We start from the raw sequence: 13,789 nt of genomic DNA, 5'->3' as shown, positions 1-13,789 counted from the left end.
GAGGGCTCAGCCGTCGATCCAGGAATGCTCAGCACCCACCTTGATGTTGAATTTGTGAAACAGCGGGAGGTAGTGTTCCTTCATTTCCTTGATCCTCACACCCAGCAGGTTGGATGGAACAATGCCCTTGCTCACGTAAAACTCGCGTAGACCGTCTTCGATATTGACGCTCGGTCCGGATGAAACAACTTTGTTGCTGACGACTTTTGATTCTTTGGCAATGCCGTCAAACCCTAGGTCGTACATGTCGGGCCTTTTCGCTTTAAGTATGTCATTGAACAGGTTGGGCCCTACCGTCTCAAAGATCTTGCGCTCATAGGCATTGAACTCGGGGGTGAATTGGACCCGTCCATTGGGGCCCCTGGAAACCGTGGGCCGATTGGCGGCGAAGTACGACTTGTTGGCGGAAAAGCGTTGGTTCATTTCTGTGATCATGTCCGTCAGCACGGGATTGCCCGGCTGCGTAGCAAAGTTACTGGTGTTATAGAACGGGTTGTAGCCGGTCAGGCTATGGGCAACAGGCTTGTTAAGAAGAACGTCATTGGCGCCGGCTTTTAAAACTACATTGCCGATATCGGCTTGAATCACATCATCGGTATCAAGATAGATGCCGCCGTATTTATTCATGATCGGATAGCGTGCGACGTCCGATGCGGCGGCCAGGTTTTTCCCCTGGCCTTGGCGAAAGTAGTCGTACATTTCGCCATTTTTCAACTGTTTGAAAACCTCGTCCTCATTGAGATTCACCACCGTCAGGTCGGGAGCCTTGCTCTGCAGCTTGCTTTTTATCTGTTGGAAAATGGCTGGGTTGTCGGCATCTACGTGGAGAACAGATTGGTAGCCTGGGGCTTTCTTGGCATTGTTGGCCATGTTTTCCACCAGGTTGGTGGGGATGTCCTGGCCTGCCCAGAAATAATGCAGTTGTTTGGGTAATGGCCTCGCATCTCTCGGGATATGTATGGAGATCGGCGGGCTGACATCCACGAACTGGAATCTATGGGCGTCGATTTTCTTGGCTTTGCCGAGTTGTTGTAGGGTTCCCCGCTGCCACTTGCCTTTGCCGGTTCTCCAGAAATACTGGTCAGTAACCCCTTCAACACCGGTAGAGGTATTCGTTGCCTTCCAGGCACCGAGTGAACTATTGAACGTGACGCTATGTTCCACGCCCATGTAATTGAGCGTGTAGGGGGAGGGTGGGCGCCCGGTTGTTTTGACATCGTCTATCGGCACGACATAAGTATGATCGTCGAGCCTCCACGGCGTGGGCGGGCTCCCGGCACCGCCGAGCAGACGGTTACCCCTGGACACGGGTTCCCAGCCAGCAACGCCCAGATCCTTGACGGGGATATCGGGGCTTGCGCCTCCCGCGCGCACGATCACGCGCTGGCCATCTTTCACGCGTGACTCATACAGCGCTCCGTCAACCTTTACATACTCTTTATTACTGCCCCCGACATACACATTGCCCTGTCGGCCCTTGATCTTTAGTTCTGACAGGGCGATATTTTTGACTTCATACCCGGATAAATCGGCATTCAGGGATTTCACCTCTCCATTGGCCGCTACCCGGTGGGGCTTGAACTCCTTTATCGGGGGGCCAAAGGCTCGCTTCTTGAGCGGGTCGTATTGATGCCAGTTGCCTTGAAACATGACGACGTTACCTTCGGTCGTCTCCTGGCCAACCTTGAACGTGCCGGTTGCTGCCAGGCCGTGCTGCTGGCTGGCGATCTGGGTTGTGTCGCCGCCGAGAGCAATCGGGTTGTCGGGGGTAGCCACAAAGTTGTCCAGGGCTTTGCCGTACGCCCGCTGGGTGTGCGGGTCAAAGGCATACCATTTTTGGCTCGCCTCATCGAACTTGGCCAAGGCTTTGTTTTCAAGTGCGCTATTGGCTGCCTTGTAGGTGCCTTCGGCGATATCAGGTTTTTTCGCCAACTCCAGCAGGTTCACGCTGCGGTAGGAGCCACGCAAGGATTTGACCCCCTTGTAGGCGGTACGCCCCAGCTTCGCTACCGAGCGCGCCAGGTCATCAAGCCCCCCCACGGGATTCAGTGCGCCAACCGCCGCGCGCCCGATGATCTTGCCGGCACGCCCCAGTTTTGAAAGGGCCGATGCTCCGGCTGCGAGGGCTTTGGCACCTTTGGCTGCGGTGCCCAGGCCAATTGCAAAACCGAAGATATCAAATGCCAGGTCGGTAATGCCCTCGCCGACGTTGCCGTCTATAAAGTTCTTTATGGCTGAGCGAAATGGAATGAGGTTCAGGGCGATTTCTTCAAGCGCCTTATAGAACGGTAGTTCAGTGTCAAAGGTGGTGGCGCCCTTGGCGTAGCGTTCTACAGCAGGCAGGTCCATGGCCTCGATCACCGCGTCAGCAATGTAGCGGGTCCTGGCACTGTTGAAGCTGTTGGGCGCGCCTTGTGCCCCCTGGTTTTCATCGGTTATGCCAGGCGGGTGCGGGCCCGCCGGTTTTACTGCATCGAATCTCTTGCCGCCTGATGCGTGTAAAAAGCCGCTGGTGGGGGCGTACTCCTGGTAACTCTGGTTCGGTCGCCTGGTCACCGTGCCTTTCAATCGGTCAATGGCGTAGGTCATGACCTTACTGTTGCGCTCGGTCTTGACCAGCAGCACACCCGGTTCAACGAGAATGGGGTGATCGGCCCGGGTGTAGCGAACCTCCTTGCTGATGGATATTTTGCCGAACTCGAGGTTCTCTCGGTCTTGCGGCGGCAGTTTTGAAATAAGCAGCTTGATCTGGGTGGCCGTGGCTTTCTTGACCGTATTGGCGTAGCCCGCAAATGTCTCGTTGAAGGCATCCACCGGGCGCGCCAGGTTTTTAAGCTTTGGCATGACAGCATTGATGTTGATCGCCTCAGATGAGGAAACCCATGCCGCAGGTTTGCCATCAGGCTCGAGGGTGATCGCCCCAAACGTCAGGTCTTTTACAAAAGCACGGCCATGCTCCCCCCAATTGTCGGCCGAGTCGGGAGCCCCGCTGAGCGCGCGACCATCGATATACAGGTCGAGGATCGAGTAGGGGCCCGGGAAATAACGGCTGGAGGGTTGCGAGGTAATGCACTTCTTGTCGAACAGTGCCGGGTCCATGTCCGGCAGGGCTTTCTTCAGTTGCTCCAGGGCAATTGCCTTGGTGGTAGGCATTTGCGCAAGTTGGGTTTCGGAGGCCTCTTTCAGCTCGCGAATCTGCGCACTGAACTCCTCGCGCACGGTATTTATGGCTGTGGGTGTTGCCGGGTAACCCATGCCGTTGGCTGCTCCCCAGTCTTTGATCGCCTCGCTCTGCGCCGTGTACTCAATACGACGTTCTTCGTCAGTGATGGGGGCGGTTGCGGCGTCGAGCATGATTTGCGCGTAGCTCATCGTCGCCGTGCTCCCTGGCGCTTTTGCTTCGAGGCGCGCGGTTGCCGTGACCAGGCTGACCCAGCTATGGGTGCCCGGCGTCACCTGATTCGGAATGCCCTTGACCAGGAACTCCGGTGCCCGGCTGGCCAGCAAAAGATGGGCCTTGACTGCCGCGCTCTCAGGGGACGAAGCGCTGCCTTGGGCGAGCAAGTGCGCGGCGAGTTCCTTGATGATCGCCGAGGCGGGCTTGCCCGTATTGTTCTCCGAGACCAGCCGATAGCCCTCGATCTGTCCGGGTGACGGGTTATGCAGGTGCTTGCCGCTCTCGATGTTCAAGGCCGCCGACAGCCAGTCCGTGGCACTGCCTTTGACGCCGCGCGCCTCGAAAGTGGCCTGGATCGCGCTACCCAGTGCCTTGCCCCGGGGCGAATGGAGCAAGGTATCGATCAACTGCCGTGGGTGTTTTTGTTCCTCGGCCGAGATTTGCCTGCCGTTCAGCAAATAATCCAGCACACGGTTAAACGGACTCAGCGTGGTATCGCCGAACTTGCCGGCGCGTAGGTCCGAGTGCAGTTGTTGCTGGCTGGCCCGGTCAAGGGGTTCGGGCCAGGCCAGCGCTCCACCCAGGTTGCCATTGGCCGGTGCCTTGGGGGCTGGCGTAGCGAGGGCGGTTGCAAGGTTTGCCAACTGCTCATGAGTGGTGGGCACGTCCCAGCCATGGTCTTCGATGAATTGCAGGAGGCTGACCTTGTTCGATTGCTCGGTGTGGTTGGCCTGGTAGGTGCTGTTGGGGGACAGCTCGATCATGCTTTTGTGCAGTTGGTTCCTGATCTGCCCGGCATAGTCGATGTCGTGCTCGACCGACCTTGCCAGGTGACGAAGCTCGGCGATGGCCTGGTGCCGGTGGTCAATGTCGCCCAGATGCGCTTCCTGGTTTTGCAGTTCATCTTCGCTGCGCGACTTGATCAAGGGGGCCGAGGTGGCTGGATCGAGCGGTGTGAAGCCTTGGTTCTCGTCGATTTGCGCAGCACGCTGGCGCATTGAGGGGGCGGTGAGGTCCAGCCGCTCATTGTAAAAGCGCCCGACCAACCAGTGGGGAACGGGCTCGATAAGGTCGCTTGCCGGCGGCGAGAAGGCCGTATCGCTGTCGCCCGCAGCGATGACTTGGCCGGCCTTGAGCACGGGCCCGCTGATGGCGGCCCAGCGGGCGTCGTCTTGCCCGACGGTGTGTCGCTTCTGCTCGGGATCAAGGTGCTGCTGGAGCTTGAAGGAGATTTTGCCGGATTGCGGATGCAGTTCGATCGAGCGGGGATTGATGCCTTTGTCTTGCATCCATTGACGGATGTCGGGCGATTTGAAGGCGTTTGACAGTTGCGTCCACCACTGGCCGAACGTGGACTCGGGAGCAGGGGTGTTGATCGTGACGTTTCTCTGGCCATTGGCGGCCAGCAACAGCGCCGAGTGATACTCCATCGCCAGCTCGCGATCACCTGCGATACGCGGGTTTTCGTTGGGGCCTTCGGGGTTGGGGGCTTCACGTTTTTGCCGGGAGGGCGGCGGTCCGGGGAGGATGTTGGAGGCAAGAGGTGGCTGACGTTGCGGGTTCACGTGCTTGGGAATACTGAGCATAAGGGCGACTGCCTGAAGGTTTGGGAATGGGTCCGGGGTTAAACAGCGACCGTGGCATTAGCCTTGTGTAGCGGTTTAACGCCGGATGATTCCCTTGCGTCTGCAGTTGTTGATTTACCTCTTATTTCCATCAGCTACGGATCAGAAATCCCAGCGGGTAGTCAGCATCACGGTTCTTGCCTTCGGAGGGCTCCAGCAGTTGGTTGTTGCGGTCGCCTTCGGCTGTTGGCGCACCCGGTCAATCGCTTTGAGCACCTGTGCCGCCTGCAGAATCTGCTCGGGCGAGGGGCACCTTGGTCTCAGCGCAGCCCCTTTCAACGTCTTTAATAGAAGGACTCGAAGAATGATGGCTTCACGTCGTTAATGCGCGGATTTCATGTGGTTAATTTTGGGTATCAGTCATTTTTTGTTGGTTTTATTGACTGATCGGCGCTGGTAGAGCGCGATATGGCCGTGGGAAAGCGGTCTGGGTCATGCTTGGTAGGTGTTGAAAGGTAACCATACTTAAAGTTTATGTGTATTTAGGTAGCGCTTTTGCGCGTATTGACCGAATCCACAGTAACGTCTTTTTGACAGAATCCGCTCTGTGCGCACCGATCCGGTCAGCCTTTTCCACGTTGTGTTTAAAGCCCGGATCCCCATAAACATTAGGCGCTGGCATGGCTGTGACTGCTTGTTCTGGCGTAGAGCCCTTGGGCACTGCGAGAAACGCCATGGCCAATCGGTCATTCCAACCCCGGTTCGGTCAGTGGCATATGCCCTGCACCCCTTCAAGGCATTCCATGCGTTCACTTCACCCATAGGCTTGATCATGACGAAACCCTTCCCGAATCAGAGCGGTATCTACGACGTCATCGTTGTGGGCGGTGGCGTGGTGGGATGCGCGATGGTCCGGCGCTTTACCCTGGAGGGGGCGCGGGTGCTGTTGCTGGAAAAGAGCCCGGATATCCTGTCTGGGGCGAGCAAAGGCAATAGCGCGATCTTGCACACCGGCTTCGACGCGCCCACCGGCAGCCTGGAGCTGCAGTGCATGAAGGACGGCTACCAGGAATACCTGGAGATCCACCAGCAGATGTCGCTGCCGCTGCTCAAGAGCGGCGCGATGGTGGTGGCCTGGAACGAGGACGACCTGGGCAAGCTGCAAGGTATCGTCGAGCAGGCACACGCCAATGGCATTGCCGATGTCAGCCTGATCGGCCGCGAGCGGCTGCGCAGCCTGGAACCGAACCTGGCGCACAATGCCCTGGGCGCGGTCGAGGTGCCTGGCGAATTCCTTATCGACCCGTGGTCGGCGCCCTTGGGGTACCTGCTCCAGGCGATGATGCATGGCGCGCAGGTGCGCCTCAACACCGAGGTCAACGGCGGCTATTTTGATGGCGATCTCTGGGCCCTGGAGACCACCAACGGGTTTATCCGCGGCCGTACGATCATCAACTGCGCCGGGTTGTTCGGCGATGTGCTGGAGCAACAGTTGCTGGGCGCATCGAGCTTTTCCATTCACCCGCGCAAAGGCCAGTTCGTGGTGTTCGACAAGGCGGCCGCGCGCTATCTGGGCAATATCATCCTGCCGGTGCCCAATGAGCGCACCAAGGGCATCGTTCTGACGCGCACGGTCTACGGCAACCTGTTGGTGGGGCCTACCGCCGAAGAACAGGAAGACCGCCTGCACGCAGGGCTCGACAGCGAGGTATTGCGCCAACTGGTGGACGCTGCCGTCGAGCGCATTCCCGCGCTCGACGGCATGCCGGTCACTGCCACCTATGCTGCGTTGCGCCCGGCCACGGAAAAGAAAGAGTATCGGGTGCAGCGGGTCGAAGGTAAGAACTGGATCAGCGTCGGCGGCATCCGTTCCACCGGCCTGACGGCGGCGCTGGGCATCGCCCGGCACGTGTTCAGCCTATATCAGCGCGAGCACACGCCAGTCCCCGCGTCCATCCTGCAATGGCCGACGCTGCCTAACCTCGCCGAACATTTGCCACGCGACTACCACCGGCCGGGCTACGGCGAAATCGTCTGCCACTGTGAAATGGTGACCCTGCGGGAAATCCAGAATGCCTTGGCCAGCGCGCTGCCGCCCGGTGACCTGGGCGGGTTGAAGCGGCGCACGCGGGCCTGCATGGGGCGCTGCCAGGGTTTTTATTGTGGGGCGCGGGTGGCCGAGCTGAGCGCTGGCCATCTGGCCATTCCCCTTGCAACAGGTGTTTGTCATGCAGTCCATTGAAGTCGAAAACATTGATGTCGCGATTATCGGTGGCGGGCCGTCGGGACTGTCGGCGGCGATCACCCTGCGCAAGCTGGGCGTGGGCACGGTGGTGGTGCTCGAGCGTGAGCCCGAGGCCGGCGGTATTCCGCGCCATTGCGGGCATCCACCCTTTGGTCTGCGTGAATATGGCCGGGTCTACACGGGGCCGGCGTATGCGCGCAAAAATGTCACGCAGGCGGTGAAGGCGGGCGTGGATATCCGCGTCAAGCACTCGGTGACGCAGATGGGCCAGGGCGGACGCCTGGAGGTGGTCAGCCCGCAGGGCGCCAAGGTGATCCAGGCGCGTCGGGTGCTGATCGCCACCGGGGCCCGGGAAACGCCGCGCTCGGCGCGCCTGGTGGGTGGCGACCGCCCGCTGGGGGTGATCAATACCGGTGCGTTCCAATCCTATCTGTACCTGGAGCACCTCAAGCCCTTTGAACGCCCATTGATCGTCGGTACCGAGCTGGTCAGCCTGTCGGCAGTCATGAGTTGCCGGCGTGCCGGGATCCAGCCGGTGGCCATGATCGAGGTCAACCCACGGGCCACGGCGCGCTGGCCGTTGTCGCTGTTCCCGCGGCTGTGCGGGGTGCCGATGCATTTTGGCGCGCAACTCCTGCAAATCCACGGCACCGGGCGGGTCGAGGGCGCGACGGTGCGCCTGGCCAACGGGCAGACCCAGACGTTTGACTGTGACGGCGTGCTGCTCACCGGCCAGTTCACCCCTGAATCGAGCCTGGTGCGTTTGAGCGAGTTGCGCCTGGACCCCAACAGCGGCGGCCCGCATATTGATCAGTACGGGCGCTGTTCCGACCCGGCGTACTTTGCCGCCGGCAATCTGCTGCGCCCCGTCGAGACGGCAGGTTGGTCGTTTCGCGAAGGCCATAAGATCGCTACGATGATTGCCCGTGACCTGCAGGGGCAATTACCGTCTGCTGCGTCGAGTATCGAAATTGCCTGCAGGGGCGACTTGAAACTCTGCGTACCGCAGCGCCTGAGCCCGTCTGCCGTGGCGGGGCTGCAGCACCTGCAACTGCGGGTTCGTCGTGGGGTGAAAGGGCGCCTGGTGGTTCGCGCCGACGGTAAGGAAATCTGGTCGCGCACCGACAGTTCGCAGCCCGAGCGGCGGATCTTGATACCCATCGCCAGCCTGAACCTGCCCCAGGGCGTACAGCAACTCGAAGTCGACTTTGTCGGCCCATAACAAGACCTGCCGAGGAGTCTTTAACATGCGCATTGCCGCGCTCGATCAAGGTACCACCAGCACCCGCGTGCTGGTGGTGAGTGACAATGGGTCTGCTGATATCCAGCTCTCGTTGCGCCATCAGCAACACCATCCCCATCCTGGTTGGGTGGAGCATGATCCACTGGAATTGCTCAATAACCTGCAACGTTGCCTGGAGGCCACCGGCCAGGTGGACGCCATCGGCCTTGCCAACCAGGGCGAGAGTTGCCTGGCGTGGGATGCCCAGACCGGCGAGCCGTTATCCCCGGTGATCGTCTGGCAGGACAATCGCACCTCGGCCGAGATCGCCCAGTTGCGCGGCGACGGTGGCGAGGCCCTGACCCTGGAGCGCGCCGGTTTGCCGCTCGACCCGTATTTCTCGGCGAGCAAGCTGGCCTGGATCGTGCGCAACCTGCCGGCTGCGCAGAGCGCATTGCGCGCCGGACGGCTGCGCCTGGGCACCACCGATGCGTACTTTCTCGACCGCCTGACCGGGGTCTTTGCCACCGATGTCACCACCGCTTCGCGCACCTCGCTGATGAACCTGGCGACCGGGCAGTGGGACAGCCAGCTCTGCGAGCTGTTTGGCGTGCCGATGGAAACCCTGCCGCAGATCCGCGACACCGTCGGGCACTTTGGCGAGATTGGCGCCACCCCGGTCACCGCGTCGATCGTCGACCAGCAGGCCTCGCTCTATGGCCATGGTTGCCGCAATGAAGGCGACGCCAAGATCACCTACGGTACCGGCGCGTTTGCCCTGACCTTGACCGGCGAGCAGATCATCCGCGCGCCGGAAAAGGGCCTGCTGGCAACCATTGCCTGGCAGATCGACGGCAAGCCCACCTATGCCATGGACGGTGGTGTCTACGATGCCAGCGCGGCGGTGGAGTGGGCCGGGCGGCTCGGCTTGTTCACGGATTTTTCGGAGCTGGCGGCGTTTGACGAGCCTCCGGCCATTGGCCGCCAACTGGCGTTTGTGCCGGCGCTGTCCGGGCTGGCTTGCCCCCATTGGGACCGCAGCGCGGCCGCCCTGTGGGTCGGTATGAACGGCAGCACCACACGCCAGGATATGTGCCAGGCGGTGCTGGAGGGCGTGGCGTTGCGCAGTGTTGAAGTGATCACGGCCATGGACGGGTTTCTCAGCGTCACCGATCACCTGTCGATTGATGGCGGCCTGGCGCGCAGCCCGTATTTTGCGCAGTTCCTCGCCGATGCCTTGCAGCGTTGCATCGTCACCCAGCGTTTCGATGAGTTGACCGCGTTCGGCTGTGCCGCGCTGGCGGCCAAAGGGCTTGGCGTGGCGCTCAAGCCGCCGCGCAATACCAGCACCAGCTTTCACCCGAAAGTCAGTGCCGCCCAGGCCCAGCAGTGGCGTGCCACGTTCAGTGACGCGGTGACGCGGTGCCGCGACTGGCGTTAACCAGTCACCACTCCGGGCGGGTCAGGGCAGGGGCTTGCAGCACTTCAACCTGGGCCTCTGCCAGGGCCTTGGCCAGTTCGCCCAGGGGCGCGCGGTCGATGATCAGGCGGTCGATGCGCTCCAGGGGGAACACCTGGAACAGCGCACGCTTGCCCATCTTCGAAGAGTCGGCAATCACCGTGAGGTAGCGTGTGCGGGCGATCATCGCGCGGGTGATTTCCGCCTCTTCGATGGAGAAATCGAAGGCGCCGTCGGTGTTCAGGGCGCCAATGGTGACCACGGCATGTTCGGCGTTGAAACGGGCGATCTGCTCCATGGCCAGGGCGCCGATATTCTGTTCCGATTCGGGGCGGTATTCGCCGCCGATCATGAACACGCGATTACCGCTGGCGCCAATGGCGGCGGCGATCAACAGGGAGTTGGTGATCACTGTGATGCGGTTGAGTTTCGCCAGTTCACGGGCGAAGAACAGGGTAGTGGTGCCAGTATCAATCAGTAGACTGTCGCCCGGCGCGTAGAGCCCGGCGGCGAAGCGCGCCACCGCACGTTTCTCGTGGGAGAACTCATTCATTCGGGTCTGGAAGGCGTTCTCGTGCTCTCCGCTGGGGGGCAGCGAGGCACCGCCATGGAACTTGGTGACCTGGCCGTCTTCGGCCAGGGCCGTGAGGTCGCGGCGTATGGTTTCTTGCGAAGTGCCGAGGGTGCGCGCCAACTCGTCGACCGAAATGCGTTCACGTTGGCGTAGTAACTCAAGGATATGTTGGCGTCTTTCATTGGGGCGCATGGGTAATCATCCTCTTGATGCTACGTGAATGCGCCACAGGGGCGCGGCGCTGTTACCGAGGCACTCAAATGATGCCGCAGTCGCTAGCGCTGGGGCGTTTGAGCGCCAGCGGCAGGGAGGTGAACGTGGTATTGGCGTTTGTCGTTCACGGCCGTAAAGTCCGCTGCCTTGAAAGGTGTGACCAGAGATTACGCAATACAATTGACCGATTCCAGTGTGTTTAACCCGCAAAACCACATAAAACACACGATTGGCATGGGAAGTGGTTAGTAATAGGGTGTGAAAACACCGCAAATGGAGCTGTAAACGCGTTTGGCCAATGGAGCGACCGAACTGGGGCGTACTCCTACAAAAACAATTGATTCAGTACAGATGGAGCGAAAGCAATGGCGGAATTTGGCAACTACGTTATTTACCTGATCATGATCGGCGCGGTGGTTGGCGCGTTTGCATCCGTGATCAAGCCGGACAGCGGCCTGGGCAAGGAGTTTGTCAACGGCATCCACTCCATCGGCCCGGTGTTCCTGGCGCAGGCGGGCATCATGGTGGCGATCCCGTACTTGTCCAAATTCATCGAGGTCGCCCTGGGGCCGTACTTTGGTGCGATGGGGTCTGACGTGTCGATTGCGGCGCTGTCGATCATTGCCGTGGACATGGGCGGCTACCAGTTGGCCGATGCCCTGGCGGCGAACCGCGACATGTGGATCACCGCCATGATCGTCGGCTACACCTCCGGCGCGACTATTGTCTACCTGATCCCGGTCGGCCTGATGATGCTCGAGCGCAAGGACCACAAGTACCTGGCGCTGGGGGCCATGGCGGGCTTGATCAGCATCCCGTTCGCGGTGCTTGCGTCGCTGATGATGATCACCGCCTTCAACCTGCCGGTGCGGGACATTGTGTCCACCACGTCGCCGGCGTTGCATTACCTGAGCCTGGGTTTTGTCGACTGCGTGCGCTTGCTCGCGCCATTGTTTGTGTTCTGCTTCCTGCTGGCTGCCGGCCTGCGCTACCGGGCGGCGTGGATGGTGGCCGGGTTCCTGGTGTTCGGTAAGTTGATGGACGCCTTTATCAAGATCGTCCTGGCGTTGGCCATCGTTGAGCACTTCACCGGGTTCTTCATGAAGAATTTCGGTGTGTGGGGCTTTGACCCGATGTTCGCCGACGAGAAGGAGTTGTTCCGTGCCATCGAGATTGCTGGCTATATCGGCATCATGCTCGCCGGTACGTTCCCGATCTGCTACCTGTTCAACCGCTACTGCAAGAAACCCATGGAAGTGCTGGGCAAGCACATCGGGCTGTCGGCCGATGGTGCGGCGGCGTTTGTCATGGTGTTTGCCAACATCATCGCGGTTTACCACCTGTTCAAGAAAATGAATGCCCGGGATAAGGTCCTGTGTGTGGCGCTGGGTGTCTGTGCCCAGGCCACCATTGGCGATCACCTGGCCTTTACCGCGAACTTCCAGCCGACGCTGATCATGCCGATCCTGCTCGCCAAGCTGTTTGGCGGCCTGCTCGCCGTGGCGATCGCGATCAAGATCTCGGTGCCCGCCGCCCAGCGTTATGAAGCGCAGGAACGCGAGCGCGAAGAGGCCGATGCTCCCGGTGTGCCCGCTGCCCAGGCGGTCTGACGCCCACTGTTCAACCATCGCAAGGGTGCGAGCCCTTGCATTGCCCTGAGGTAACAATGAGAAAGATCTTTCTGGCCTGCCCCTACAGCCATGCCGATGCGTCCGTCACCCACGAGCGCTTTATCCAGTGCAACAAGGTGGCGGCCACGATTATCGAGGCGGGTCATGGGGTGTTCAGTCAGGTGTCGATGTCGCACCCGATCAACCTGGCGTTCGAAGGCAAGGACAGCGCAACCATCGGCAAGCTGTGGGCGCCGGTGGATGCGTTGTTCATGGACATGATGGAAGAATTGATCATCCTCGATCTGCCAGGCTGGGACTTGAGTTCGGGGATCAAGCGCGAGATTGAATTCTTCAAGAATCGCGGGCAGAAGGTCAGCCTGTGGTCGCAGGTTTCTGGCGAGTTCAACTAACAACGCAGATCCCCTTGTGGGAGCGGGCTTGCCCGCGATAGCAGTGTGTCAGGTTAAAACTACTTGACTGACACACCGCCATCGCGGGCAAGCCCGCTCCCACAAAAGCCCTCCCACTTCGGGTTGTGTGCATGGCGCACGCCACATGCCACGTTGTATGGTCTTGCAAAACCCTGCAACGGAGCACCCCCCATGTACAAGGACTATCCCGCCGCCTACCAAGTCAGCAAAGGTGCTGCCTTGCAGGTCGACCAGGCATTTTATGATCGCGTGCGCGAGGCCGAGCGCACCCTGGTCGAGCAGTTTGAAGTGCCGATCCGCACCGGCCGCGCCTGGAAAGTGCCGGCAGGTCATGTGTTCCGCGTGACCACCCCGGTCGGCCCGCAGGTTGGCGACTTCAATGTGTGGAATGCCAATGATCCGCGCGAGCGCATGTGGGCGGCCCGCACCCGCCAGTTGCAAGGCGCCCACGTCAGCACCTATGACCGCTTGTGGTCGAACCTGCCGTTCCTGCGGCCGATGGTCACCTTCACCGATGACAGCCTGGCCGGCTACGGCATCGACGAGCACGGCGGGCGCCTGCACGACCTGTTGGGCACGCGCTGCGACCCATACGTGAACAAGATGCTCACCGGCGAGGACTTCCACCACCATTGCCACTCCAACCTGACCCGCGCCATCTTGCCCCACGGCCTGACCGAGTTCGATGTGCACGATGTGTTGAACATCTTCCAGTGCACCGGCCTGAACCACGACGACATGTACTTCATGAAGGCATGCCCGGCCAAACAGGGCGATTATCTGGAATTTTTTGCCGAGATCGACTTGCTGTGCGCACTGTCCACTTGCCCGGGCGGCGACCTGTCGCTGCCGATGTGGGGCCCGGATGCCCAGGATCCGCTGACCGTGTGCCGCCCGCTGGGCGTGGAGATCTATCGGCTCGACGCGGCCCTGCTGCACGGCTGGGAATCGCCTGCGCGCGCGGCGTACAACGGCAACCATGGTTTGCTGATTCCCAAGGCAGCGTGGGAAAAATAATGGAGCCGGGAAGGGCGGCGGTAGTGCTTTATGTGGCGGAAATTGCGTGCCCA

The 13,789-nt window shown here is 60.5% G+C and carries 8 protein-coding genes; 6 read left to right on the top strand and 2 right to left on the bottom strand.

The features are described 5' to 3' along the window. Positions 1–6: 6 nt before the first annotated feature. Entirely contained in the window at positions 7–4,983 is a 4,977-nt protein-coding gene (locus HBR93_RS19285) for a glycosyltransferase (RefSeq protein WP_169960865.1), read from the bottom strand. A gap of 811 nt (positions 4,984–5,794) precedes the next feature. On the opposite strand from HBR93_RS19285, the gene HBR93_RS19280 reads away from it, so the two are divergent. From HBR93_RS19280 to HBR93_RS19270, 3 genes are read left to right on the top strand one after another with little or no spacing between them, the layout of a single operon-like run. Further along, the gene (locus HBR93_RS19280; RefSeq protein WP_115128092.1) at positions 5,795–7,204 is read left to right on the top strand and encodes an NAD(P)/FAD-dependent oxidoreductase; all 1,410 of its coding nucleotides are present in this window, start codon (positions 5,795–5,797) and stop codon (positions 7,202–7,204) included. After that, positions 7,191–8,429 carry an NAD(P)/FAD-dependent oxidoreductase gene (locus HBR93_RS19275; RefSeq protein ID WP_115128093.1) on the top strand — a complete coding sequence of 413 codons (1,239 nt, stop codon included), beginning with the start codon at positions 7,191–7,193 and terminating at the stop codon, positions 8,427–8,429. The genes HBR93_RS19280 and HBR93_RS19275 overlap by 14 nt, the downstream gene beginning before the upstream one ends. Before the next feature lie 25 nt (positions 8,430–8,454). Continuing rightward, positions 8,455–9,870, top strand: coding sequence for a glycerol kinase (locus HBR93_RS19270; protein ID WP_057440014.1), 1,416 nt, complete (start codon positions 8,455–8,457; stop codon positions 9,868–9,870). 4 nt (positions 9,871–9,874) lie between these two features. On the opposite strand, the gene HBR93_RS19265 is transcribed toward HBR93_RS19270, so the two are convergent. Next, positions 9,875–10,654: a DeoR/GlpR family DNA-binding transcription regulator gene (locus HBR93_RS19265; RefSeq protein ID WP_057959577.1), complete on the bottom strand. Its 780-nt coding sequence runs from the start codon at positions 10,652–10,654 to the stop codon at positions 9,875–9,877. A gap of 386 nt (positions 10,655–11,040) precedes the next feature. Here HBR93_RS19265 and eutH point away from each other — a divergent pair, with 386 nt between their 5' ends. The 3 genes from eutH (at position 11,041) to HBR93_RS19250 (ending at position 13,736) form a co-directional block, all read left to right on the top strand. Continuing rightward, positions 11,041–12,285, top strand: a complete 1,245-nt coding sequence (gene eutH / locus HBR93_RS19260; protein WP_057440016.1) for an ethanolamine utilization protein EutH — start codon at positions 11,041–11,043, stop codon at positions 12,283–12,285. A gap of 56 nt (positions 12,286–12,341) precedes the next feature. Next, positions 12,342–12,698 carry a DUF1937 family protein gene (locus tag HBR93_RS19255; protein WP_115128094.1) on the top strand — a complete coding sequence of 119 codons (357 nt, stop codon included), beginning with the start codon at positions 12,342–12,344 and terminating at the stop codon, positions 12,696–12,698. 192 nt (positions 12,699–12,890) lie between these two features. Continuing rightward, on the top strand, positions 12,891–13,736 hold the full coding sequence (locus HBR93_RS19250; protein WP_169960864.1) for a DUF1989 domain-containing protein: 846 nt from the start codon (positions 12,891–12,893) through the stop codon (positions 13,734–13,736). Positions 13,737–13,789: the final 53 nt, after the last annotated feature.

The sequence above is a fragment of the Pseudomonas sp. WS 5411 genome (assembly GCF_012985595.1).
GTDB lineage: Bacteria > Pseudomonadota > Gammaproteobacteria > Pseudomonadales > Pseudomonadaceae > Aquipseudomonas > Aquipseudomonas shahriarae.
The sequence above is the reverse complement of the archived record's forward strand: the minus strand, read 5'-3'. Positions and strand labels throughout refer to the sequence as shown.